General features: G+C 66.4%; 22 protein-coding genes and 1 pseudogene. 22 read left to right on the top strand and 1 reads right to left on the bottom strand.

The window, feature by feature from the left end; all coding sequences use genetic code 11:
• Positions 1–34: 34 nt before the first annotated feature.
• The 15 genes and pseudogenes from AC1DRE_RS02395 to nusB all read left to right on the top strand — a co-directional run.
• On the top strand, positions 35–1,459 hold the full coding sequence (locus AC1DRE_RS02395) for a replication-associated recombination protein A (protein WP_476983165.1): 1,425 nt from the start codon (positions 35–37) through the stop codon (positions 1,457–1,459).
• 222 nt (positions 1,460–1,681) lie between these two features.
• Positions 1,682–2,080 carry a cupin domain-containing protein gene (locus AC1DRE_RS02390; protein ID WP_476983164.1) on the top strand — a complete coding sequence of 133 codons (399 nt, stop codon included), beginning with the start codon at positions 1,682–1,684 and terminating at the stop codon, positions 2,078–2,080.
• A 292-nt stretch (positions 2,081–2,372) separates the two neighbouring features.
• Positions 2,373–2,999, top strand: coding sequence for a 30S ribosomal protein S4 (gene rpsD / locus AC1DRE_RS02385; RefSeq protein ID WP_011692125.1), 627 nt, complete (start codon positions 2,373–2,375; stop codon positions 2,997–2,999).
• 145 nt (positions 3,000–3,144) lie between these two features.
• Positions 3,145–3,519, top strand: a complete 375-nt coding sequence (locus tag AC1DRE_RS02380; RefSeq protein WP_028269108.1) for a DUF948 domain-containing protein — start codon at positions 3,145–3,147, stop codon at positions 3,517–3,519.
• Positions 3,520–3,538: 19 nt separating this feature from the next.
• On the top strand, positions 3,539–3,769 hold the full coding sequence (locus AC1DRE_RS02375; protein WP_181038795.1) for a DUF6167 family protein: 231 nt from the start codon (positions 3,539–3,541) through the stop codon (positions 3,767–3,769).
• A 205-nt stretch (positions 3,770–3,974) separates the two neighbouring features.
• Positions 3,975–6,653: an alanine--tRNA ligase gene (gene alaS, locus AC1DRE_RS02370; RefSeq protein WP_476983163.1), complete on the top strand. Its 2,679-nt coding sequence runs from the start codon at positions 3,975–3,977 to the stop codon at positions 6,651–6,653.
• A 7-nt stretch (positions 6,654–6,660) separates the two neighbouring features.
• Positions 6,661–7,260 carry a Holliday junction resolvase RuvX gene (gene ruvX, locus AC1DRE_RS02365; RefSeq protein ID WP_104173002.1) on the top strand — a complete coding sequence of 200 codons (600 nt, stop codon included), beginning with the start codon at positions 6,661–6,663 and terminating at the stop codon, positions 7,258–7,260.
• Positions 7,257–8,987 (top strand): endolytic transglycosylase MltG, encoded by a 1,731-nt coding sequence (mltG, locus tag AC1DRE_RS02360; protein ID WP_476983162.1) that lies wholly within the window; start codon positions 7,257–7,259, stop codon positions 8,985–8,987. Before ruvX ends, mltG begins: the two co-directional genes overlap by 4 nt.
• On the top strand, positions 8,984–9,844 hold the full coding sequence (locus AC1DRE_RS02355) for a shikimate dehydrogenase (protein WP_476983161.1): 861 nt from the start codon (positions 8,984–8,986) through the stop codon (positions 9,842–9,844). The genes mltG and AC1DRE_RS02355 overlap by 4 nt, the downstream gene beginning before the upstream one ends.
• 26 nt (positions 9,845–9,870) lie before the next feature.
• Complete coding sequence (aroC, locus tag AC1DRE_RS02350; RefSeq protein WP_104173000.1) at positions 9,871–11,070, top strand: chorismate synthase; 1,200 nt, start codon at positions 9,871–9,873, stop codon at positions 11,068–11,070.
• 59 nt (positions 11,071–11,129) lie between these two features.
• Complete coding sequence (locus AC1DRE_RS02345; protein WP_364121620.1) at positions 11,130–11,669, top strand: shikimate kinase; 540 nt, start codon at positions 11,130–11,132, stop codon at positions 11,667–11,669.
• Entirely contained in the window at positions 11,666–12,757 is a 1,092-nt protein-coding gene (gene aroB, locus AC1DRE_RS02340) for a 3-dehydroquinate synthase (RefSeq protein ID WP_364120783.1), read from the top strand. Before AC1DRE_RS02345 ends, aroB begins: the two co-directional genes overlap by 4 nt.
• 14 nt (positions 12,758–12,771) lie before the next feature.
• A complete protein-coding gene (locus tag AC1DRE_RS02335; protein WP_476983160.1) occupies positions 12,772–13,290 on the top strand; it encodes a tetratricopeptide repeat protein in 519 nt (172 codons plus the stop codon).
• A gap of 143 nt (positions 13,291–13,433) precedes the next feature.
• On the top strand, positions 13,434–13,997 hold the full coding sequence (gene efp, locus AC1DRE_RS02330; protein WP_028267136.1) for an elongation factor P: 564 nt from the start codon (positions 13,434–13,436) through the stop codon (positions 13,995–13,997).
• A pseudogene (gene nusB / locus AC1DRE_RS02325) lies at positions 13,997–14,398 on the top strand (transcription antitermination factor NusB); the annotation flags it as partial. The gene efp and the pseudogene nusB, both read left to right, overlap by 1 nt.
• 50 nt (positions 14,399–14,448) lie before the next feature.
• Here the strand turns inward: nusB and AC1DRE_RS02320 are convergent.
• Entirely contained in the window at positions 14,449–15,729 is a 1,281-nt protein-coding gene (locus AC1DRE_RS02320) for a PrsW family intramembrane metalloprotease (protein ID WP_476983159.1), read from the bottom strand.
• A gap of 207 nt (positions 15,730–15,936) precedes the next feature.
• On the opposite strand from AC1DRE_RS02320, the gene pyrR reads away from it, so the two are divergent.
• Genes pyrR through pyrF form a run of 7 tightly spaced genes read left to right on the top strand, consistent with a single transcriptional unit; the run spans position 15,937 to position 24,922 of the window.
• Positions 15,937–16,521 (top strand): bifunctional pyr operon transcriptional regulator/uracil phosphoribosyltransferase PyrR, encoded by a 585-nt coding sequence (gene pyrR, locus AC1DRE_RS02315; RefSeq protein ID WP_104172997.1) that lies wholly within the window; start codon positions 15,937–15,939, stop codon positions 16,519–16,521.
• On the top strand, positions 16,518–17,546 hold the full coding sequence (locus AC1DRE_RS02310) for an aspartate carbamoyltransferase catalytic subunit (protein ID WP_476983158.1): 1,029 nt from the start codon (positions 16,518–16,520) through the stop codon (positions 17,544–17,546). The genes pyrR and AC1DRE_RS02310 overlap by 4 nt, the downstream gene beginning before the upstream one ends.
• On the top strand, positions 17,546–18,916 hold the full coding sequence (locus AC1DRE_RS02305) for a dihydroorotase (RefSeq protein ID WP_476983157.1): 1,371 nt from the start codon (positions 17,546–17,548) through the stop codon (positions 18,914–18,916). The genes AC1DRE_RS02310 and AC1DRE_RS02305 overlap by 1 nt, the downstream gene beginning before the upstream one ends.
• Positions 18,916–19,434: a PH-like domain-containing protein gene (locus AC1DRE_RS02300; RefSeq protein ID WP_476983156.1), complete on the top strand. Its 519-nt coding sequence runs from the start codon at positions 18,916–18,918 to the stop codon at positions 19,432–19,434. Before AC1DRE_RS02305 ends, AC1DRE_RS02300 begins: the two co-directional genes overlap by 1 nt.
• Positions 19,415–20,734 carry a glutamine-hydrolyzing carbamoyl-phosphate synthase small subunit gene (gene carA, locus AC1DRE_RS02295; protein WP_476983155.1) on the top strand — a complete coding sequence of 440 codons (1,320 nt, stop codon included), beginning with the start codon at positions 19,415–19,417 and terminating at the stop codon, positions 20,732–20,734. Before AC1DRE_RS02300 ends, carA begins: the two co-directional genes overlap by 20 nt.
• Complete coding sequence (gene carB / locus AC1DRE_RS02290; RefSeq protein WP_476983154.1) at positions 20,734–24,063, top strand: carbamoyl-phosphate synthase large subunit; 3,330 nt, start codon at positions 20,734–20,736, stop codon at positions 24,061–24,063. The genes carA and carB overlap by 1 nt, the downstream gene beginning before the upstream one ends.
• Positions 24,056–24,922 carry an orotidine-5'-phosphate decarboxylase gene (pyrF, locus tag AC1DRE_RS02285; RefSeq protein ID WP_476983153.1) on the top strand — a complete coding sequence of 289 codons (867 nt, stop codon included), beginning with the start codon at positions 24,056–24,058 and terminating at the stop codon, positions 24,920–24,922. Before carB ends, pyrF begins: the two co-directional genes overlap by 8 nt.
• Positions 24,923–24,947 lie beyond the last annotated feature (25 nt).

Below are 24,947 nucleotides of genomic sequence, written 5' to 3'. Positions count from 1 at the left end.
TGTGCGGTCATTGAACTAGAAGTAGCCTATCTATGTGGATGATCTCTTTGGCCAAGGGCCGGAAAACGACGACGACGGCGGGACAGTGGCGCCGTCCGGTTCGGCGGTTTCCGGGCGGGCCGCCGGACGGACGCAGCCCCGGAGCCCCCTTGCGGTCCGGATGCGGCCCCGGACCCTTGACGATGTGGTGGGCCAGCAGCACCTGCTGGGACAGGGGTCTCCGTTGCGGCAACTGGCGGCCGGCGCCGGGGCCGACTCCGCCGGACCGGCCGGTCCGACGTCGCTCATCCTGTGGGGTCCGCCGGGAACCGGCAAGACCACGCTGGCCCATGTGATCGCCAAAGGCCCCGGCCGGAAGTTCGTGGAGCTCTCCGCCATCACCGCGGGCGTGAAGGACGTTCGGCGGGTCATGGACGAAGCGCTCACCGCGAGGGACCTCTACAAAACCACCACTGTCCTCTTCCTCGACGAGATCCACCGGTTCAACAAGGCCCAGCAGGACGCCCTGCTGCCCGGCGTCGAAAACCGCTGGGTGGTGCTGGTTGCCGCCACCACGGAGAATCCGTCCTTTTCCGTCGTCTCGCCGCTGCTGTCCCGGTCGCTGCTGCTGACGCTCCGCCCGCTGACGGATGCGGACGTAGAGGGCCTGGTCCAGCGGGCCGTGACCGATGCCCGCGGACTGAACGGGAAAGTGGAGCTCAGCGACGAAGCGCTGGCCCACCTGGTCCGGCTGTCCGGCGGCGACGCGCGGCGCGCCCTCACGGCGCTGGAAGCGGCGGCGGGCGTGGCTTTCGGTGATGCCGACGACGCCGACGACGGCCCCGTCACCGTGGAACTGCGGCACACCGAACGCGCCCTCGATGTTGCAGCCGTCAGGTACGACCGGGCAGGGGACCAGCACTACGACGTAGCCAGCGCCTTCATCAAGTCCATTCGGGGCTCCGACGTCGATGCCGCACTGCATTACCTGGCGCGCATGCTGGAAGCGGGGGAGGACCCCCGGTTCATCGCCCGCCGCATTGTGATTTCGGCCGCGGAGGATGTTGGCATGGCTGACCCCACGGCCTTGCAGACCGCCGTTGCCGCTGCCCAGGCCGTGCAGCTGATCGGCATGCCCGAAGGCCGGATCGTGCTGGCTGAAGCCGTGGTCCACCTGGCGACGGCCCCGAAGTCCAACGCCGCGTACATGGGCATCAACAAAGCCACCGCAGACGTCCGGGCCGGCCTGGGCAACGGCATCCCCGCCCACCTGCGGGACGCGCACTACCCGGGATCCAAACAGCTCGGGCACGGTCAGGGCTACAAGTACGCGCACGACGCCCCGCACGCCGTTGCCACGCAGCAATATCCGCCGGATGACCTGGTCGGCCGGGACTACTACCAGCCAACCGCCAATGGCGCCGAACGCGACATTTCCACCCGGCTGGAGCGGCTGCGGAAGATCATCCGCGGCGGCTGACCGGCCCCGTCCCAACGGTCCCGGGCGTTACCCGTTGACTTCCGGCGGCGGAGGGCTAACGTTGAATTACGTCAGCACGGATCTGTTGAACGTGCGTGCCTTGAGGGGGGACATCAGCAAAATGCCGGTTGTTCATACACTCGGGCCCCAGGTCGGGGCTGGCACAACACAAGCCCGGCACCACCCCCATGCGCCCTCTTCCCAGTTCCCAGGTAGTGTCCTATGTCCGTAAATTTCGTCACAGCACTGTCCGTAAAATCCTTTGACATCCCGGACAAGAAGCGTTGCCCCGACAAGGCGGAGTTTGATCTTGTCACCGTCAACGACTACACGGTGGCCCGTCTGATCCTCAATCCGGGATGGCGGTGGTCGGAGAGCAGCAAGCCCTTCGAGAAGACGGACTTCTGCCAGCACAACCATCTCGGATTCTGTGTCTCCGGGGTCCTGGAAGTGGAAACTGCCGACGGCGTCCGTTCCACGATCCACGCCAACGACACCTACACGCTCCCGCCCGGCCACGATGAGTGGGTGGTGGGGTCCGAGCCGTTCGTTGCCGTGGAGTTCCTGGGTGCCGCGTCCTTCGGCCGGCCGTCCAGCCGCGGTGTCCACGCCCGGATGTAACCGCGCCGGCATCTGACAGCGCCCTGACCGTAGCGCCCTGACCGTAGCGCCCTGACCGTAGCGCCCTGGCCTGGCTCCGGCCGATCAGGGCCGCAGGCCTCATCGTGGTAGGATTGTTCGTTGTCTGGCAAGGCACGGACGCACAATCCACTGATTTTCAGCATTTCATGCTGTTCTGATTTTTTTGGTGGACTGTCGCCCCGCGCCCAGTAGCAAAAGGCAGCGGTTGGCCGATGCTCTCCATCGTGGAGGCCAGTAACACTGACACACCGCAGATATTGGAAGGACACAAGTGGCTAACAACACTCGTGCTCGCCGTACCGCACGCCTTTCGCGTGCACTCGGCATTGCTCTGACCCCCAAGGCCGCCAAGTACATGGAGCGCCGCCCGTACGGCCCCGGTGAGCATGGCCGTGCCCGCAAGAAGCAGGACTCCGACTACGCCGTACGTCTGCGCGAAAAGCAGCGTCTGCGCGCCCAGTACGGCATCCGCGAAGCCCAGATGACCCGTGCCTTCGAAGAAGCACGCCGCACCAAGGGCCTGACCGGTGAAAACCTGATCGAACTGCTCGAAATGCGTCTCGACGCCCTCGTGCTGCGTGCCGGCTTCGCCCGCACCATCGCCCAGGCCCGCCAGCTGGTTGTGCACCGCCACATCCTGGTTGACGGTATCCGCGTTGACCGCCCGTCCTTCCGCGTCGGCGAGGGCCAGCTGGTCCACGTTCACAGCCGCAGCGAAACCATGCCTCCGTTCCAGGTTGCAGCGGCCGGCGCACACCGCGACGTCCTGCCCCAGGTTCCGGCCTACCTGGACGTCAAGCTTGACGCCCTGCAGGCACGCCTGGTTCGTCGCCCGAAGCGCTCCGAGGTTCCCGTAACCTGCGAAGAGCAGCTCGTCGTCGAATTCTACGCACGCTAAATACCAGCAGCGTATCCAAAGAAGCCCGTGGCAAGCGCCGCGGGCTTCTTTGTATGTAAGGTACTGGGGGGAGTTCCGCAACAGCGGCCACGATGCCGCCGCGGAACCCGCAGCAGTCCACGGAATCACAAGGAGATGAACGTCTATGTCTGGTGGCGATATTGCCGGCCTGATCGCGGCAGGGGTGTTTGCGCTCCTCGTGCTGATCCTCGCCGTGCCGATCCTGAAGCTCGGACGGGTTTTTGACGAAGTCCGGACGTCCATCCGCGCAATCAGCGACGGCGCCACGCCACTCATGGACGAAGTCACAGCCACGGTGTCCACCACCAACCAGCAGCTGAAAAAGGTTGACGGCATCTCGTCCAACGTCTCGGACGCCTCAGCCAACATCTCCGCGCTCTCGTCCCTCGTGGCCGCGACGGTGGGATCCCCGCTGATCAAGGTGGCAGCCTTCAGCTACGGTGTCCGCTCCGCCCTGTCAGCCCGCAAGAAACCCGCCACCGGCCGCCGCAGCCGCTAATCCAGACGGAGAACACTCAATGAAAAGAATTCTCTGGATGGGAATCGGCGTCGCCATCGGTGTCATCGCGTTCCGCAAAATCACCGAGGCGCAGTCTACCCTTGGGCCCGAAGGCCTGAACCGGGCGGTGGGCCGCCTGGCTGACGGTATCTACGACTTCGCGGACGCCGTGCGGGATGGAATGCAGGAACGCGAAACCGAGCTGCGGACAGCCCTGGGCATCGACAGCCAGGACGTGGCGCGGCGCTAGCGTCCTCCACCAGGACCAGCCCGCAGCCAGTCCGGTGTCCGGACGCGGACATTGCACCGCCCCCAGTGGGGGAGAATTAAACCGGCAGCCCCGGCAGATGCCACCGCAGATGTCCAGGCAGCCACGCGTTTGCGTGACCTCACGCATCTGACCCATACGCACCAGAACTACACGCAGTACACCAAGAAGGGTAAGTAACCAGGTTATGAAGTCGCAGGAGATCACCAAGCGCTGGATCGACTTTTTTGTCAGCAAGGGACACACGGCGGTGCCCTCCGCATCCCTGGTCTCCAGCGACCCCTCCCTGCTGTTCACGGTGGCCGGCATGGTGCCGTTCATTCCGTACCTGACGGCCCGCGAAGAGGCGCCCTACAACCGCGCCACCAGCGTGCAGAAGTGCATCCGGACCGGCGATATCGAGGAAGTCGGCAAGACGGCACGCCACGGCACCTTCTTCCAGATGTGCGGCAACTTCTCCTTCGGCGACTACTTCAAGGAAGACGCCATCAAGTTCGCCTGGGAACTGCTCACCACGGCCGTTGACGACGGCGGCTACGGCCTGCCGCCCGAGAAGCTCTGGGTCACCGTCTATGAAGAGGACGACGAGGCCGAGCAGCTCTGGCTTACGAACACGGGCATGCCCGCCGAACGAATCCAGCGGATGGGCAAGGCCGACAACTACTGGTCCACCGGCCAGCCAGGTCCGGCCGGCCCCTGCTCCGAGATCTACTACGACCGAGGCCCGTCGTACGGCGTCGAGGGCGGCCCGATCGCCGACGAGAACCGCTACGTCGAAATCTGGAACCTCGTGTTCATGCAGTACCAGATCGACAACGTCCGCTCCAAGGTGGACTTCGACATCACCGGCGAACTGCCCAAGAAGAACATCGACACCGGCCTCGGCATGGAACGCCTCGCCATGATCCTGCAGGATGTCGAGAACATGTACGAGACCGACCAGGTCCGCCCCGTGATCGACAAGGCCGCGGCACTGTCCGGCCGGGAGTACACCTCCGCCGAGTCCGCCGACGATCCGCACCACACGGACGACGTCCGGATGCGCGTTGTGGCCGACCACATCCGGTCCGCGCTGATGCTGATCGCCGACGGCGTGACCCCCTCCAACGAAGGCCGCGGCTACGTGCTGCGCCGCCTGATCCGCCGTGCCGTGCGCTCCATGCGGCTCCTCGGCGTCGAAAAGGCCTGCCTGCCCGACCTCCTCCCGGCATCCCGCGACGCGATGAAGGGCGTCTACCCGGTGGTCGAGACCGACTTCGACCGCATCAGCCGCATCGCCTACGCCGAGGAGAAGGCCTTCCTGCGGACCATCGCGTCCGGCACGGCTCGCCTCGAAGACGCGGTCAAGGATTCCAAGGCAGCCGGCCAGCCGCTGTCCGGCGCCGACGCTTTTGCCTTGCACGACACCTACGGTTTCCCGATCGACCTGACGCTGGAAATGGCGGAAGAAGCCGGCCTCAAGGTTGACGAGCCCGAATTCCGGAAGCTCATGCTGGAGCAGCGCCAGCGCGCCCAGGCCGACGCCAAGGGCAAGAAGGGCTCGCACGCGGACCTCAGTGCCTTCCAGGAGTTGCTCGCCGAGGGCGAGACCGTTTTCACCGGCTACACGGAGCTTGCCGGCGAATCCAAGGTCCGCGGCATCCTTGCCGGCGGCCGCAAGGTTTCCCAGGCGTCTACGGGCGAGGAGATCGAGCTCGTGCTCGCGGAGACCCCGTTCTATGCCGAAGCAGGCGGCCAGGCGGCCGATACCGGACTCATCACGGGTGACGGATTCGTCGTCGAGGTCCTGGACGTCCAGCGGCCCGTCAAGGGCCTGAGCGTGCACAAGGCGATTGTCCGCGAGGGCGAAATCGGTGCTGACTCCCTCGTGCAGGCCGCCGTGGACCGCGAGCGGCGCCACGCGGCGGAGCAGGCCCACACCGGGACGCACATCGTGCATGCTGCCCTGCACCAGATCCTCGGCCCGGAGGCCCTGCAGCGCGGCTCGTACAACAAAGCGGGCTACCTGCGCTTCGACTTCGCGTGGGGCGAGGGCCTCAGCGCCGCAACACGCTCGGAGATCGAGGAAGTCTCCAACATCGCCATCCGGAACAACTTCCAGGTGGATACCAGGGTCATGGCACTGGCCGAGGCCAAGGCGCTCGGCGCCATGGCGCTCTTCGGCGAGAACTACGGCAACGAAGTCCGGGTCGTGGAGATCGACGGCGCCTGGTCCCGCGAGCTTTGCGGCGGCACCCATGTGGCCAACACCTCGCTGATCGGCAGCCTGTCCCTGCTGGGCGACCAGTCCGTGGGTTCCGGAAACCGCCGCGTGGAGGCCTTTGTGGGCATGGAGGCATTCCGGCACCTCGCTGCCGAGCGTGCGCTCGTCACGGAGCTCACCGAAATGCTCAAGGTGCCGTCCGGCCTGCTTGCAGACCGCATCGCCACAACCCTCACCAAGCTCAAGACCGTTGAAAAGGAACTGGAGCGACTGCGCAAGGAGCAACTGACCGCAGCCGCAGCACAGCTGGTCGGCACCGCCAAGGATGCCGCCGGAGTCAAGGTCATTGCGCACGACGCCGGACAGGTCAGCGGCGCTGACGACCTCCGCGGACTCGCACTCGACCTGCGCACCCGTCTCGGCTCCGAGGCTGCCGCAGTGGCGGTTGCCGGTGTGAGCAACGACCGCCCCGTGATCCTCGTCGCCACCAACGAGGCAGCCCGCACAGCCGGCGTCAAGGCCGGTGCCCTGGTCCGTCTGGCGGCCGGAATCCTCGGCGGCGGCGGCGGCGGGAAGGACGACGTCGCCCAGGGCGGCGGCACGGATGCCACGAAGGTGCCGGCGGCGCTTACCGCCGTCGTGGACGCCATCACGAGGCGATAACCGAACTGTGAATCAATCTGCTGCACCCGGCGTCTACCCCCAGGGCATCAAACTGGGGGTGGACGTGGGCACCGTCCGCGTGGGCGTCGCTGTCTGCGACCGCGACGGCATCCTGGCCACGCCCTTGAAAACACTGGAGCGGAACGCCAAGAAGAACACGGACGTGCGTGTGCTGGCGGCCCTGGCCGGCGAGCTTGGCGCGGTCCAGATCTTCGTTGGCCTGCCGCGCACGCTCAAGGGCGAAGAGCACGCTTCGGCCCGGATGGCGACGGACTACGCACATTTGCTGGTGGCCGCGCTGGAGAGCCGTGGCTCAGCCATTCCGGTGCAGCTGATTGATGAACGCTTGAGCACCGTGACAGCCCACCGCAACCTGCACGAAGCTGGCATGAGCAGCCGGAATCACCGTAAGGTAGTGGATCAGGTTGCCGCTGCGGGAATTCTCCAGCACGCAATCGATATGCAAAAAGCCAGGGGAACGGATGTCGGAAGCCGCGTGTTCGCGGTTTCCCAGCCGGGGCTTTCCGGGGACGCCGCAGCGGAAGGCGCTGAGCAGGCTGTCTCCGGGAACGACGTGCAATCTTCAGACGATGGAAGGCTACAGTGAGCCCGGTCAACAGCGGCGAGTCCTCAGGTGACGAATTCAGTGACTCCGGACGTCAGCTGACGCGCAAGGAAATTCGGGCCAGGGAGAAGTCCCTGGCGACCGAAGGCCATGACGTCGTCCCACCGCAGGCATTTGAAACCGGCCACTCGCCGCAGTTTCGCTCCGGAGCTGCCGGCCCGACTGGCGTCACCGTCCCGCAGTCCGCCGCTGTGCCCGCGGAAGCACCGCGCGTGCCGCCCGCACCGCCGTCAGTGCATGAGGCAGCCCCTGAGATGCCCGACGCTCCGCCCACGGTCCAGCAGCACGAAGTGCCCGTGCGCCACGAGGAGCCGGTGCGCCATGAGGAACCCGTGCGCCACGAGGAGCCGGTGCGCCACGCGGAACCGGTGCAGGAGGAAGTCCTCCACCACGAGGAACCGGTGCACCACGAGCTGCTGCACCCTGAAGCACCCGGGCTCTACGACTCCCACGCCTACGATCCACACGGCGACCTGGCGGCGGAGCCCGGTCAGCACCACTATGCGGACCACCACGAGGACGAGGCGCACCATGTCTACGATGACGCCGACGCCTATGCCGCGGGACCCCATCCGGACAATCACTTTGACGAGCCGGGGCACCCGCTGATGGGCGCAGGCTCCTCGGTGGCAGTGATCCCGGCCAAGTCCAAGAAGGTCCGCCGCCGGCGCCGCTGGCTCGCGCTGCTGCTGACTCTCGCGGTGTTCGTCACCGCGCTGGTGGTGGGAGCCCAGTTCCTGAAGCCGCTGCTGGGCGGAAACACCATTGCCGATTACCCCGGCCCCGGCACCGGACAAGTGAACGTGTCCGTTGAGCCCGGCGAAGGCACCAGGTCTGTTGCCACCAAGCTCGCGGACCAGAAGGTCATTGCCAACCCGGACACCTTCCTGCACGAGCTCACCGCATCCGGCGGCACCATTGCGCCGGGCGAGTTCCAGTTCCGCCAGGAGATGAAGAACTCCGATGCCGTGGCCGTCCTGCTGGGCAAGGGCGAAGGCAAAGTGATGTACTTCGCCTTGAGCGCAGGGCTGCGGATCGGCGAGTCGCTGCAGTCCATATCTGACGGATCAGGCATTCCCGTTACCCAGCTCAAAGCGCTCAGCGACGCCCCCGCCCAGTTCGGGCTCCCGGCGAAGGCCAAGAACCTTGAAGGCTACCTGGCGCCCGGTGAGCACCGCTTCCCGCTGGGAACACCGGCGAAGGAGATCCTCCAGACCCTGGTCACCGCCACCGTTGACGAGCTCAAGGCGCAGGGCGTCACCGACCCGGAGAAACAGTACGACGTTGTGACGGTCGCCAGCATCGTCCAGGCCGAAGGCGGGCAGGCCGAGTACGGCGACGTCGCCGGGGCCATCTACAACCGGCTCAAGCCGAACAACACCGAGACGGCCGGCCTGATCCAGTCCGATGCCACAGTGACCTACGGGCTGGGCATCAAGAGCTTCCACATCGACGAGGACCAGAAGGCCGACAAGTCGAACCCGTACAACACGTACGCCAATCAGGGCCTTCCGGTGGGACCCATCGGATCACCGGGCAAGAACGCCATCGATGCGGCTGCCAAGCCGAAGGCCAACGAGTACATGTACTGGGTGACCATCAACCTGGACACCAAGGAAACGAAGTTCTCCAAGACGCTGGCTGAGCACAACGTATACGTGGAGCAGTACAACGCCTGGTGCGCCGCAAACGAAGGACGCTGCACGTGACCTTCCGGGCTGCCGTTCTTGGGCATCCGATCAGCCATTCGAAGTCTCCGGCGCTTCACCGTGCCGCCTACGCCCGGCTGGGCGTGGACATCGACTACACCGCCATCGATGTGACCGTTCCGGACCTGCCGGCGTTCATGGAGACGGTCCGCGGCGAGCCGGGGTGGCGGGGACTGTCCGTCACCATGCCGCTCAAGACCGCCATGGTTTTGGAGGTGGACGAGGTCCGCGGGGTCGCTGGCATCCTCGGAGTCGTAAACACCGTGGTGTTCGAAACCGACGGGACATCCGTCCGCCGGATCGGCTACAACACCGACGTCGCGGGCATCGTCAACGCCGTGCGGCATGCCGGCGTGGTCGCCGCGCCGTCCGCGGTGATCCTTGGCGGCGGCGGAACGTCCGCCGCGGCGATCGCGGCCCTTAAGGATCTGGGGGCGCCATCAGCCGACGTCTTCGTGCGCGACGTCGGACGTGCTGCCGAAGCCCGCGCAGCGTCCGACGGCGTCGGACTCCCGATCCGTGTCCTCCCGCTGTCCGGCGCCGCCGCCGCAATGGCGGCTGCCGACGTCGTAATTTCCACCCTGCCGCCGCGTGGGGCGGATGCCCTGGCGGATGAGCTCGCCGGCCTCCACGCCGCGACGCCAGGAGTGCTGCTGGACGTTGCGTACGATCCCTGGCCCAGCCGGATCGCCTCCGTCTGGCAGGACGGGGGAGGCGCTGTGGTGCCCGGGCTGGAGATGCTGCTGTACCAGGCTGTGGAGCAGGTCCGGTTTTTCAGCGGCCTCGGTGACGACGTCACGGCCGATGTCATAGATGTGATGTGTGACGCAGTCGGGGCACCCCGACGAGTGTTCTAACCGCCCTACGTGGCAGGATGGATTGTATGTTGCGTTGGTTGACTGCCGGTGAATCCCATGGTCCGGCACTGGTCGGAATAATTGAAGGCGTGCCTGCCGGTGTTGAACTCACCAGCAGCCAGATCGCCGATGCCCTAGCCCGTCGGCGCCTCGGCTACGGCCGCGGGGCCCGGATGAAGTTCGAACAGGACGTGGTGACCGTCCTCGGCGGTGTGCGCCACGGCCTCACCCAGGGAGGCCCCGTGGCCATCCAGGTGGGAAACACCGAATGGCCCAAGTGGGAGCAGATCATGGCTGCAGATCCCGTGGACCCGGACATCCTCGCCGACCAGGCACGCAACGCACCGCTGACGCGGCCGCGTCCCGGCCACGCCGACTTCACGGGAATGCAGAAGTACGGCTTCGACGAGGCCCGCCCGGTGCTGGAGCGTGCCAGCGCCCGCGAAACCGCCACCCGTGTCGCCCTGGGCACCGTGGCGTCCCAGTACCTCAAGCAGCTGGGCATCGAACTTGTCAGCCACACCGTTTCCATCGCGAGCGTCTCCGTGCCTGAGGGACGCCCGCTGCCCGTGCCGGCCAACGTGATAGCCCTTGACGCAGATCCGCTCCGCTGCTTTGACCGGGAAACCTCGGATGCCATGGTGGCCGAGGTTGATGCCGCCCACAAAGAAGGCGAAACCCTCGGCGGTGTGGTGGAGGTCCTCGCTTACGGCCTTCCGCCCGGGCTCGGCAGCTACGTTCACTGGGACCGCCGCCTGGACTCCCGCCTTGCCGCTGCCCTGATGGGCATCCAGGCCATTAAGGGTGTGGAGGTTGGCGACGGCTTCCTCACGGCCTCCCGCCGCGGCTCCGCCGCCCACGACGAAATCGTCAAGGATTCCGACGGCCGAATCATCCGCACCAGCAACCGGGCCGGCGGCATCGAAGGCGGCATGAGCATCGGCGATGTCCTGCGCGTCCGTGCAGCGATGAAGCCCATTGCCACCGTTCCCCGCGCCCTGAAGACCATCGACGTGAGCACCGGGGAAGCCGCCAAGGCCCACCACCAGCGTTCCGACGTCTGTGCCGTCCCGGCCGCGGGCGTCGTGGCCGAGGCCATGGTGGCACTGGTGCTCGCCGAGGCTGTGGCAGAGAAGTTCGGCGGTGACTCCGTCGCGGAGACGGCGCGCAACATCAAGGGTTACCTGGACAACATTCCGGCGTCCCTGGACTCGATCGGCCAGTAGTGCCGGTCAGCAGCAGGAACAGCGAAGCGCCACGGCGGCCCATCGCGCTGATCGGGCCCATGGCCGTGGGCAAGTCGGCAATCGGGCACCAGCTCGCGCAGCAGCTGGGGGCGGCGTTTGTCGATACCGACATCGTCATTGTGGAAAACCACGGCACCATTGCGGACATCTTCGCCGCCCGCGGCGAGACCGCGTTCCGGGAGATCGAGGCACGGACCGTGGCCCGGGTGATCGAAGACGCCCAGCACACCAGCACCGTCATTTCGCTGGGCGGCGGGGCGGTCCTGGACTCCGGAACCCAGCAGCTCCTGGGCCGCTGCACGGTGGTCTACCTGGAGTGCGACGCCGAGACGGTGTCCGAACGCATCGCCCGGAATTCGGGCCGCCCGCTCCTCGCGGGGGACGCCATGGGCCGCTGGCGCGCATTGTTTGCCACCCGGCAACCCGTGTACGAACGGCTTGCCGATCTTGTTTTCGATGTCCGCAACGGATCCGTTGCGGACCTCGGACATCGGCTGGAAGAAGCGCTGCGTGAGTACGCGGCGGCACAGACCGCGGCGGCGGAGCCAGTGGCCGCCACAAAGGAAGTTGAAAAGTGAGTAGCGAATCAACCGTCATCAAAGTCACCGGCAAGTCTGCCGCTGACAACTACGACGTCGTTGTGGGCCGCGGCCTGCTCGAACGCCTTCCGGAGCTGCTGGGGGAGCGCGTCAAACGCGTCCTGGTCATCCACCCGCGTGCCCTGCGGCTCACCGGCGATACCGTGCGCGATGAACTGGCCTCGGCGGGCTTCACGTCGCTGACCGCCGAAATCCCGGACGCCGAGGAAGGCAAGCACATCCAGGTTGCCGCGTTCTGCTGGCAGGTCCTGGGACAGAACGACTTCACCCGGTCGGACGCCGTCGTGGCAGTCGGCGGCGGTGCCGTCACTGACCTCGCCGGGTTTGTCGCCGCGACGTGGCTTCGCGGGGTCAAGGTCATCCACATGCCCACCAGCCTGCTCGGCATGGTGGACGCATCCGTCGGCGGAAAGACCGGCATCAACACGGCCGAAGGCAAAAACCTCGTGGGCGCCTTCCACCCGCCGGCTGCCGTGCTCGCCGACCTGGACACGCTGGGCACGCTGCCGAAGAACGAGCTCATTTCTGGGATGGCGGAGGTCATCAAATGCGGGTTCATCGCCGATCCCGCCATCCTGGACCTCGTGGAAAAGGATCCTTCCGCGGTCACCGATCCGCAGTCCGCGGCCCTGCGGGAACTGATCGAACGCGCCATCGCGGTCAAGGCCGAAGTGGTGTCCGAGGACCTCAAGGAAACCGGCCGGCGCGAAATCCTCAACTACGGGCACACCCTGGGTCATGCGATCGAGCTGGTGGAACGTTACTCCTGGCGCCACGGCGCTGCCGTCTCCGTCGGGATGATGTTCGCCGCGGAACTCGCCCGCAGCGTGGGGCGCCTCAGCGACGCCGACGCCGACCGTCACCGCACCATCCTGGAAACCCTTGGACTGCCGATCACCTACCGCCGGGACCGCTGGCAGGGACTCCTCGACGGCATGCGCCGGGACAAGAAGTCCCGCGGCGACCTGCTGCGTTTCGTGGTGCTCGACGGCATTGCGCGGCCGGGGATCCTGGACGTCCCGGACACGTCCCTGCTGTTCGCCGCGTACCAGGAGATTGCCTCTTGATGAGGAGCGACGTGATGATGGATTCCCTGGGCGGCACGAGTGAGTGGCCGGATGCCGGCTTCCCCGGAATCAAGATCAACCCGGACACCCTGATGCCAGGAATCGTCAACGAAGAAGCCTGCAGCTCCGCGCTCCAGGCATCCTCCGACCCGGCGGACCGCATCATGGTCCTCCTGGTCGAAGGCCACGCCGCCGACGCCGCGGAGCTCCTGGCCGAGGCGCGCTACAGCGATCCCGAATCCTTCCGGCTCCGCGCCTTCGAAGCCGAGGTCCTGCGGGTTTCCAAGCGCTTTGACCGGGCAGTCGACCTTTTCCGCCAGCTCCTGGGCGAAGTCCAGGGAACCGAGCTGGAGGCACTGGCGCACCAGCACCTGGGACGGGCGTACTACGCCAGCGGCAACACCGCGGCCGCCGTCGACGAGTTCGCGAAAGCCCTGGACCTGAGGGTCGCGGGGGCTGCGGACGCCGCGCTGATCTACTCTTCCACCGTTGCGCTGCAGCGGGCACGGAATGTCCTGGAAATGGCCTCCTAGCGGACGTCGCGCCAGCCCGCCGGCATTACCGGTAGAATGGTTCTTGGATTTTTGACAAATACTCGCTGGCGGCCTTTTGGCGTGCCTGCCTGACATAACCGGCTGGCAGCTAGAAGCAGTCAGATAGAAACCAGAGGATATCAGTGGCAACCACAAACGACATCAAGAACGGAACCGTGCTGAAGCTTGAGGGCCAGCTCTGGAACATCATCGAGTTCCAGCACGTCAAGCCGGGCAAGGGCGGCGCTTTCGTCCGTACCAAGATGCGCAACGTCATGTCCGGCAAGGTGGTCGACAAAACCTTCAACGCCGGGCTCAAGATCGAGACCGCCACGGTTGACCGCCGCGACTACCAGTACCTGTACCAGGACGGTGCAGACTTCGTGTTCATGGACACCCAGGACTTCGACCAGATCACCGTTTCCGGTGCCACGGTAGGCGACGCCACCAACTTCATGCTGGAAAACCAGATGGTCAACATCGCCATCCACGAAGGCACTCCGCTGTACATCGAACTCCCGCCGAGCGTTGTCCTCGAAATCACCTACACCGAGCCGGGCCTGCAGGGCGACCGCTCCTCCGCCGGCACCAAGCCGGCAACACTGGAAACCGGCTATGAGATCCAGGTGCCGCTGTTCGTTGAGAACAACACCAAGGTCAAGGTTGACACCCGCGACGGCAGCTACCTCGGTCGGGTCAACGACTAGTGAGCGCCCGCGGTAAGGCCCGTAACCGGGCCCTGGATGTTCTCTTCGAGGCGGAGCAGCGCTCCCTTTCGGCTTTTGATGTGCTGCGGTCCCGCCGCGAAAAGACCGACCAGATCATCAACCCCTACACCCTCGAGATCGTCGAAGGCGTGGTGTCCCACCAGGTTGCCATCGATGAATTCCTGGAGACTTACTCGCAGGGCTGGACACTTGAACGCATGCCCTCCGTGGACCGCATCATCCTGCGCATCGGTACGTGGGAACTGCTCTACAACGACGACGTTCCCGACGGCGTGGCTGTCAGCGAGGCCGTCGCCCTGGCCAAGACGCTGTCCACGGACGAATCGCCGTCGTTCATCAACGGCCTGCTGGGCCGGCTCCAGCAGCTGAAGCCGTCGCTGCGGCCCCCGCCTCMSGGCGGSCSCCGGCCCTTTCCTGCATCTGCCGTGCCTCAGCGCAGCACGGCGTCCCGCCGGGCCACGACTTCCGCCAGCTGGCGGTGCTCGTCGAGCTGATGGGCCGGGAGGTCCCGCCCGCTGAGGATACGTTGCCGGGTGAAGGCCAGCTGGGTGGCCGAACGAACGAAGGACTTCATCTGCGGCCCCCGGCCGAACTGCTTTGCCCAGCGCACCGCGGACCGGCGGCCACCGGCAGTCGACAGCATCTCCACTTCCGGCGGCGTGAACCACCCTGCGGCGGCATATTCCTGAAGCCGCTGCCGCGTCAGCCGGGATTCCGCCACGCGCAACACCACAATAACGACGACGGCCAGCACGAAGATGGGCACCTGCACCACGATGTACTGGACCAGGAAGTCCTGGCCCATGCTGTTCCACATGCTGTGCAGGAACATCGCCGGAACCAGGCCGACGAAGAAGGCCAGCACCGACATTCCGGTGTGCCAGCGGCGTGCGGCGAAACCGAGGATGAGTCCCGTGGTTCCGGTGAAAATGGCGTGCGCGAACGGGGACATCACGCCCCGGAGGAAGAACACGACCGCGAGGTCGGCGCCGGGTGTGCTGGACTCGGCAATGGCCCGCCCGAAGTACAGGATGTTTTCCGTGAAAGCGAAGCCGCCGGCGATGGTGAAGGCGAATACAACGCCGTCCACGGGGCCGTCGAAGTGCTTTCGCGCGAAGACCAGGAGCAGCAGTAGGCCCAGGGACTTGGCGAACTCCTCCACGACCGGGGCTTGCACGGTCACTGCAAAGGTCCGGTAGTCCATGCCGGCCGGCGGTGCTGCCGCCAGCGCGAAGAACGGCTGGATCAGCAGCGTGACGGAAATGGACACGGCGGCACCCCAGAGGAAGGCAAACAACAGCAGCCGCTTGGGCTCGGGCTCCCAGCGGTCGATGAAATAGACGGCCAGCAGCACGGCGCTGAGCGGAATCAGGGAGGCGATGAAACCGATCACGAATCCGGTGACGCCCGTGTTGCCCACGAGGTAGGGGAGGACGAGGAAGAGGCTGGCGAAGGCAAGGAAGCCCCCGCCGCCTACAAGCCCCATGACTCCCATACCGGTGCGGTTGCCGGTAAGTGCAGGCGGCATCACTGTGTGGGCGGCCGGGGCAAAGCTGTTGGCAGGTGCAGCCCGGTAGTGATCGGGCTGCACCTGGCCCATCCACGTGGGATTGGCCTGCCGGGGCAGGGGCTGTCCGGGCCATGGGGGCTGCTGCCCGTAGCGTTGACCGCCGGAATGATTGTGCTGCGGCCAGTGCTCGTTCGATGTCATGGGACTGAGCCTATGTCCCTCGCCCCGGGGCATCCAAGGCGGCAGCGCCGTCGCTGCGGCGATCCTCACCGGCCCCTGGGTGTGATGTTAAACGCCTTCCCGGCCCCGGCCGGGCAGCCGGGCCGGGATGCCGCGTGTGGTAATTTTGATGAGCAAATGTTCCTTTTTTAATTCCGTCCCGTGAGGCGGGGAAAGGGGAGACGAGCGTTGACTTCAGTCACAGAAGCACCGGTTCCGGCCAGGGTTGTACTCAACTCTGCGGACATTGACCGTGCACTCACTCGTATCGCCCATGAGATCCTCGAGGCCAATAAGGGTTCCCAGGATCTGGTGCTGCTCGGCATTCCGCGCCGCGGCTACCCGCTGGCAGTCCGACTGGCCAAGAAAATCGCCGCCGCCGATCCCACCGTGGACGCCGCCGCCATCGTCGGCCAGCTGGACGTCACCATGTTCCGGGACGATCTCTCGCACCAGCCCACGCGGCCCCCGTATCCTACGCAGCTGCCGCGGACCGGCATCGACAACAAGGTCGTCGTTTTGATCGATGACGTCCTCTACTCGGGCAGGACCATCCGTGCGGCGCTCGATGCCATCGTGGACCTCGGCCGCCCGCGCATCGTCCGGCTCGCCGTCATGATCGACCGCGGCCACCGCGAACTTCCCATCCGCGCCGACCACGTCGGCAAGAACCTCCCTACTTCGTCCTCCGAAAAGGTCCGGGTCCGGCTCGAAGAGACCGACTCCGTTGACGGAGCTCCGGTCAACGAAGTGGTCATTGAGGCAGGCGCATGAAGCACCTGCTTTCCACCGAGGACCTCAGCCTCGGCAACGCCATCCGCATCCTCGACACCGCTGAGGAAATGGCGGCAGTGGGGGACCGTGAAGTCAAGAAGCTCCCTGCCCTGCGCGGACGCACGGTTGTGAACCTGTTCTTCGAAGATTCCACCCGCACCCGCATCTCCTTTGAAGCGGCCGCCAAACGGCTGTCAGCGGACGTCATCAACTTCGCCGCCAAGGGATCCTCCGTTTCCAAGGGCGAGTCCCTCAAGGACACGGCGCAGACGCTGGCCGCCATGGGCGCCGACGCCGTTGTCATCCGTCACTGGGCCTCCGGCGCGCCGCACCGGCTGGCAGCCACGGACTGGATCGACGCCGCCGTCATCAACGCCGGCGACGGCACCCACGAACACCCCACCCAGGCGCTGCTGGACGCCTTCACCATGCGCCGGCACTGGGCCCGGCTCAACGGGACACCGTCCGCCGGGGCGGACCTGAAAGGCATGCGGGTCGCCATCGCCGGCGATGTCCTGCACTCCCGCGTGGCGCGCTCGAACGTCTGGCTGCTCCGCACCCTCGGCGCGGAGGTCACGCTGGTGGCGCCGCCCACCCTGCTGCCCATCGGCGTCGGACAATGGCCCTGCAGTGTCAGCTACGACATGGACGAGACCCTGGCAAAGGGCGTCGACGCCGTCATGATGCTGCGCGTCCAGGGCGAACGGATGAACGCGTCCTTCTTCCCCACGACCCGCGAATACTCCCGCCGCTGGGGCTTCGACGACAACCGCCTCCGCGCCCTGGACGAGCTGGGCCTGAAGGACACCATCATCATGCACCCGGGCCCCATGAACCGCGGGCTCGAAATTTCCTCGGCGGCTGCGGACTCACCCCGGTCCACCGTCCTGGCACAGGTGCGGAACGGCGTGTCCGTCAGGATGGCCGCACTGTACCTGCTGCTTTCCGGGGACACCCGCGAACCAGCCGCAACTCCCACCGCCGCCTATTCCACCGCCGCCTATTCCACCAAGGAGAGCCACTGATGGCACACGAACAACAGGACGCAGCCAACACCGGTGCCTACCTCATCCGCGGCGCAGCCATCCTCGGCGGAGCGGCCGAAGACCTCCTGATCCGCGACGGCATCATCGCCGAACGGGGCAAGGACCTGGCAGCGGACGGCGCCACCGTCATCGAGGCGTCCGGCCTGGTGGCACTGCCCGGCATGGTGGACATCCACACACACCTCCGCGAACCCGGCCGGGAAGATGCCGAAACGGTGGAGACCGGCACCCGCGCCGCAGCCCTCGGCGGCTACACCGCAGTGCACGCCATGGCCAACAGCAATCCCGTGGCTGACACCGCCGGCGTCGTGGAACAGGTCCACACCCTGGGACGCACCGCAGGCTGGGTGGACGTCCGGCCCGTCGGTGCAGTGACCGTGGGCCTCGCCGGCGAGCAGCTGGCCGAGCTGGGCGCCATGGCCGACTCCCGCGCCAAGGTCCGCGTCTTCTCCGACGACGGCATCTGCGTCCACGATCCCGTGATCATGCGCCGTGCCCTCGAATACGTCAAAGCGTTCGACGGCGTCGTGGCCCAGCATGCGCAGGAACCCCGGCTCACCGCCGGCGCCCAGATGAACGAAGGCGACGTCTCGGCTGTGCTGGGACTGGCTGGCTGGCCGGCCGTGGCCGAGGAAAGCATCATCGCCCGGGACGTCCTGCTGGCCCAGCACGTCGGCTCCAGGCTCCATGTCTGCCACGTCTCCACGGCAGGATCAGTGGAAATCATCCGCTGGGCCAAAGCACGGGGGATCAACGTCACCGCCGAAGTGACGCCGCACCACCTGCTGCTCACCGACGAACTGGTCCGCAGCTACGACCCCGTCTACAAGGTCAACCCGCCGCTGCGCACGGACTCCGACGTCCAGGCGCTGCGTGCCGCCCTGGCGGACGGCACCATCGACGTCGTCGGCACGGACCACGCCCCGCACCCCAGCGAACACAAGGAATGCGAATGGGCGCAGGCGGCCATGGGCATGACCGGCCTGGAAACGGCCCTGTCCGTCGTGCAGGACACCATGATCGAAACCGGCCTGATGGGCTGGGAGGACTTCGCCCGCGTCACGTCCGTTGTTCCCGCCGCGATCGGCCGGGTGGCGGACCAGGGGCGGCCGCTGGAGGCAGGCGAACCCGCCAACGTCACACTGGTGGATCCGGCTGCGCGCTGGACCGTGGACCCTTCTAAGATGGCAACCATGGGCCGTAACTCTCCGTTCGCCGGCAGGGAACTCCCGGGCAAGGTCGTGGCGACATTCTTCAAGGGCCACCCCACTGTCCTCGACGGACACCTCAACACCCCGTACCGGTACCCGGCCGATGCGCCTGCTGCCGCCCCGGCCGGCGGGTACTGATGGACAAGGTAGTTGCCGGATTCGCCACAGTGGCGGTCATCGGCGTCCTGTTTGTGATGCTGGGCGCCGGCTGGCGCAACCGCCTGCGGCGCCAGTCCGACGTCGAACAGCTGCCCGCCGTTCCCGCGGAACTGGGCCTGCCGCTGGCCGCAGCAGAGGGCCAGTACGTCGCCACCACCACGGCCGGCGACTGGCTGGACCGTATTGCCGTCCAGGGCCTCGGCATCCGCACCAACGCTGAACTCACCATCCACCCGGAAGGCGCGCTGTTCGAGCGTTCCGGAGCGGCGCCCGTCTTCATCCCGGCCGCGAAACTCACCGGAGTACGCCAGGACAGCGGCATGGCCGGGAAATTCGTCGAAAAAGACGGACTCCTGGTGGTGAGCTGGACGCTGGGAAGCCGCGAACTGGACACCGGTTTCCGGTCCCGGCGCGCGGACGACAAGCCGGCCCTCCTCGAAGCCTTCCAAGAATTGATCTCCGCAGCCCCTCAGGCAGATGCCGATAGTGGAAAGTAACAACGTGACAGAGACAGAAGTAACAGCAAAAGCAGGTACCGCACCTGAAACGGAAATTTCCACGGCCGCGGTGCTGGTGCTCGAGGATGGCCGCATCTTCCGGGGCCGCAGCTACGGCGCCACCGGAACCGCCCTGGGCGAGGCAGTCTTCGCCACCGGCATGACCGGCTACCAGGAGACCATCACCGACCCCTCGTACGCCCGCCAGCTGGTGGTCCAGACGGCACCGCACATCGGCAACACCGGAGTGAACGCCGACGACGCCGAGTCCCGCCGCATCTGGGTGGCCGGCTACATTGTCCGCGATGCCGCGCGCCGGCCCTCCAACTGGCGTTCGGAACGGTCCCTTGACTCCGAACTCGTGGAACAGGGCATCGTCGGCATCCAGGGCGTGGACACCCGTGCCATCACCCGCCACCTGCGCGAACACAAGACCATGCGCGCCGGGATCTTCTCGGGCGAGGCCGCCCGTGCCACCGACAAGGAACTGGTGGACACGGTGCTGGCCAGCGCGCCGATGGAAGGTGCCCGCCTCGCCGAGGAAGTCAGCGTGGACGAGTCCTACATCGTGGAGCCCAAGGACTGGGGCTGGGACGGCGAGCCGCTGTTCAGCATCGCCGCGATCGACCTCGGCATCAAGCGGATGACTCCCATCCGCTTCGCCGAACGCGGCGTCCGCGTCCACGTCCTGCCCGCGACGGCTACCCTGGCGGACGTCCAGGCAGTCAACCCGGACGGCTTCTTTATGTCCAACGGACCGGGCGACCCCGCCACGGCCGACAACCAGGTCAAGCTGCTCCGCTCGGTGCTGGACGAGAAGCTGCCGTACTTCGGCATCTGCTTCGGCAACCAGATCCTGGGCCGCGCCCTGGGCTTCGGCACCTACAAGCTCCGCTACGGCCACCGCGGCATCAACCAGCCCGTGATGGACCGCCGCACCGGCAAGGTGGAAATCACCTCGCAGAACCACGGCTTCGCCGTGGACGCCCCGCTCGACGGCGCCACCCAGGCTCCCGAAGAGCGTTACGGCCGCGTCGAAGTCAGCCACGTCAGCCTCAACGACGATGTCGTGGAAGGCCTCTCCTGCCTGGACATCCCGGCCTTCTCGGTGCAGTACCACCCGGAAGCCGCCTCCGGACCGCACGACGCCGCCTACCTCTTTGACCGCTTCATCGAGCTGATGGCGGACACGAAAAAGGCGGCCAAGTCTCCCACGGCTGTGTCCCCAACGGCTGTGTCTTCAACGGCTGGCGCCGAAAATAAGCCTTCCACCGATTCCAAGACTGAGGACAAGAAGTAATGCCCAAGAGAACTGACCTTAAGAGCGTCCTGGTCATCGGTTCCGGCCCCATCGTGATCGGCCAGGCCGCCGAGTTCGACTACTCCGGCACCCAGGCACTCCGCGTCCTCAAGGAGGAAGGCCTGCGCGTTATCCTGGTCAACTCCAACCCGGCCACCATCATGACGGACCCCGAGTTCGCCGATGCCACCTACGTGGAGCCCATCACCCCCGAGGTGGTGGAGAAGATCATCGCCAAGGAACGCCCCGACGCGCTCCTGCCCACCCTGGGCGGCCAGACGGCCCTCAACACCGCCATCGCCCTGGACAAGAACGGCGTGCTGGAAAAGTACAACGTGGAACTGATCGGCGCGAACATCGCGGCGATCGAACTCGGCGAAGACCGCGAAAAGTTCAAGGGCGTCGTGGAACGCTGCGGCGCGGAGTCCGCCCGCAGCCACATCATCCACACCATCGACGAGGCCCTCGCCGCAGCCGAAGACCTCGGCTACCCCATGGTCGTGCGGCCGTCCTTCACCATGGGCGGCCTCGGCTCCGGCCTCGCCTACGACGAAGCCGACCTCCGCCGGATCGTCGGCCAGGGCCTGCAGTACAGCCCCACCAGCGAGGTGCTGCTCGAAGAGAGCATCCTCGGCTGGAAAGAATACGAGCTCGAAATGATGCGGGACAAGAACGACAACGTGGTTGTTGTCTGTTCCATCGAGAACTTCGACCCCGTGGGCGTGCACACCGGCGACTCCATCACGGTGGCCCCCGCCCTGACCCTGACGGACCGCGAATACCAGCGCCTGCGCGACATCTCCATCGCGGTCATCCGCGAAGTGGGCGTGGACACCGGCGGCTGCAACATCCAGTTCGCCGTCGAACCGGACACCGGACGCGTCGTCGTCATCGAGATGAACCCCCGCGTCTCCCGGTCCTCGGCGCTGGCCTCCAAGGCCACCGGCTTCGCCATCGCAAAGATCGCCACCAAGCTCTCCCTCGGCTACACGCTGGATGAGATCCCGAACGACATCACGCAGAAGACCCCGGCGTCCTTCGAACCGACCCTGGACTACGTCGTGGTCAAGGTTCCGCGCTTTGCCTTCGAGAAGTTCCCGGCGGCGGACCCCACCCTGACCACCACCATGAAGTCCGTGGGCGAGGCCATGGCCATGGGCCGCAACTTCACCGAGGCACTCCAGAAGGCGCTGCGCTCCCTGGAGCAAAAGGGCTCGCAGCTGGACTTCAGCCACGTTCCCGAATGGGAAGTCGCCGAGCTGATCGAAAAGTCCAAGCGGCCCACCACCGAACGCCTGCACCAGGTGCAGCGTGCCCTCCTCGGCGGCGCCACGGTGGAGCAGCTCTTCGAGGCCACCAAGATCGACCCCTGGTACCTGGACCAGCTCCAGCTGCTCAACGAGATCTCGCAGGAGATCCGCAAGTCCACCGCCCTGACCCAGGAAATGTTGCAGCGCGCCAAGCGCCACGGCTTCTCCGACGAGCAGATCGGCGCCCTCACCAACAACCAGGAAGCCGTGGTCCGCGGCGTCCGCCAGGCCCTGGGCATCCGTCCGGTCTACAAGACAGTGGACACCTGCGCTGCGGAGTTCGCCGCCTACACCCCGTACCACTACTCGTCCTATGACGAGGAGGACGAGGTGGCGCTGCACGCCAAGCCGTCCATCATCATCCTGGGTTCCGGCCCGAACCGCATCGGCCAGGGCATCGAGTTCGACTACTCCTGCGTGCACGCCTCGATGGCACTCCGCAAGGCCGGCTACGAGACCGTCATGGTCAACTGCAACCCGGAAACCGTCTCCACCGACTACGACGTCTCCACGCGCCTGTACTTCGAGCCGCTGACCCTTGAGGACGTCCTCGAAGTCATCGCAGCGGAGGAGCGCACCGGCGGCGTCATGGGCGTGTTCGTCCAGCTCGGCGGCCAGACCCCGCTCAAGCTCGCGCAGCAGCTCGCCGACGCCGGCGTGCCGATCCTTGGCACGTCACCGGAAGCGATCGACCTCGCCGAACACCGCGGGGCGTTCTCCCGCGTGCTGGACGAGGCCGGGCTGATCTCGCCCAAGAACGGCACCGCCGTGTCCTTCGAGGACGCCAAGAAGATCGCCGACGAGATCGGCTACCCGGTACTGGTGCGGCCGTCCTACGTGCTGGGCGGACGCGGCATGGAGATCGTCTACGACGAGCCGAACCTCTCCCGCTACATCGCCAACGCGACGGAGATCACCACCGAACACCCGGTGCTGATCGACCGGTTCCTGGAGGACGCCGTCGAGATCGACGTCGACGCCCTCTACGACGGAACCGAGATGTACCTCGGCGGCATCATGGAGCACATCGAAGAGGCCGGCATCCACTCCGGTGACTCCGCGTGCGTGCTGCCTCCGATCACCCTCGGCAACAACGTGATCGAGCGCGTCCGGACCGCCACCCTGGCCATCGCCGAAGGCGTGGGAGTCCGCGGCCTCATCAACATCCAGTTCGCCCTGGCCTCCGACGTCCTGTACGTCCTCGAAGCCAACCCGCGGGCCTCCCGCACCGTGCCTTTCGTCTCCAAGGCCACGGGCGTCCAGATGGCCAAGGCGGCTGCACTGATCGGCACCGGCGTGACCATCAACCAGCTCCGCAGCGCCTACAAGATGCTGCCGGAAACCGGTGACGGCTCCACCCTGCCGTTCGACGCCCCCGTCTCGGTCAAGGAAGCCGTGCTGCCGTTCAGCCGCTTCCGCACCCCGGAGGGCAAGGTTGTGGACTCGCTCCTCGGCCCGGAAATGCGCTCCACCGGCGAGGTCATGGGCATCGACAAGCACTTCGACACGGCCTTCGCCAAGAGCCAGGCGGCCGCCAACAACGCGCTGCCCACCGAAGGCAAGATCTTCGTCTCCGTGGCCAACCGGGACAAGCGTTCTGTGATCATGGGTGTGAAGCGCCTCTCCGACCTCGGCTTCGAGATCGTCTCCACCGGCGGCACTGCCGACGTGCTGCGCCGCAACGGCATCCAGGCCACCCCGGTCCGGAAGGTCGCCGAGGGCAGCAGTGCCGAGGGCGAAGGCACCATCGCGGACCTCATCATCGCCGGCGAGATCGACATGGTCTTCAACACGCCTTCCGGCGGCGAAGCCCGCATCGACGGCTACGAGCTGCGCGCCGCGGCCACCTCGATCGGCATCCCGTGCATCACCACGGTGGCTGAGTTCAATGCCGCGGTCCAGGCCATCGAAGCGCTGCGTACCTACGAATGGTCCGTGACCAGCCTGCAGGAGCACGCCGCTGCGCTGACGGCCTCGCAAAACAGGGCCGCCCAGGAAGCAGCAGCGCAGCATGCCTGAGCCGGAAGCTGCAGCAACGGCCGGCCGGGAGTCCTTCGGCTCCCGGCTCGGCCAGGCCATGGCGGACCGCGGTCCGTTGTGCGTCGGGATTGATCCGCACCCCGCGCTCCTGAAGGCATGGGGACTGAACGACGACGCCGCCGGCCTCGAGCGCTTCTCGCTCACCGTCGTCGAGGCGGTGGGTTCGCTCGCTGCCGCCGTGAAGCCGCAGGTGGCTTTGTACGAACGGCACGGTTCTGCGGGTATAGCAGTGCTGGAACGCACCCTCGCAGCCGCCGCTGATGCCAGCGTGCTGACCATCGCCGATGCCAAGCGCGGTGACATCGGCTCCACCATGGCCGCCTACGCCGACGCCTGGCTCCGGGACGGCTCGTCCCTGGCCGCGGATTCGGTCACCTTGAGCCCGTACCTTGGCTTCGAGTCCCTGCGCCCTGCGCTGGACCTTGCGGCGGACTACGGCCGCGGCGTCTTCGTCCTGGCCCTGACGTCCAACCCGGAAGGCGCCTCCGTCCAGCACGTGGGCGGCGCTGATTCGGTGGCCCGCAGGATCACCGAGGCGGCAGCTGCGGAAAACCGCCGGTATGCGGGAACCTTCGGCTCGGTGGGCCTCGTGGTGGGCGCCACTGTGGGCGGGGCGCTGCAGGACCTGCAGCTGGACCTGGAGGCCGTGCGGGGAATCATCCTCGCGCCCGGGCTCGGTGCCCAGGGCGCCACGGCCGCGGACCTGCGGGCAACGTTCGGTGCCGCCTATTCGCAGGTTCTTGGTACCTCAAGCAGGGACATTCTCGCAGCCGGTCCCGCCGTCAGCGGGCTTCGCGAGGCGGCACAGCGTACCTTGGAACCGCTGCTGACCAGCTGATCCGTTGATTTCGGCGCCATTGATT

This window comes from Arthrobacter sp. P4_H3, assembly GCF_056400885.1.
This window is presented reverse-complemented; position numbering and strand designations above follow the sequence as displayed.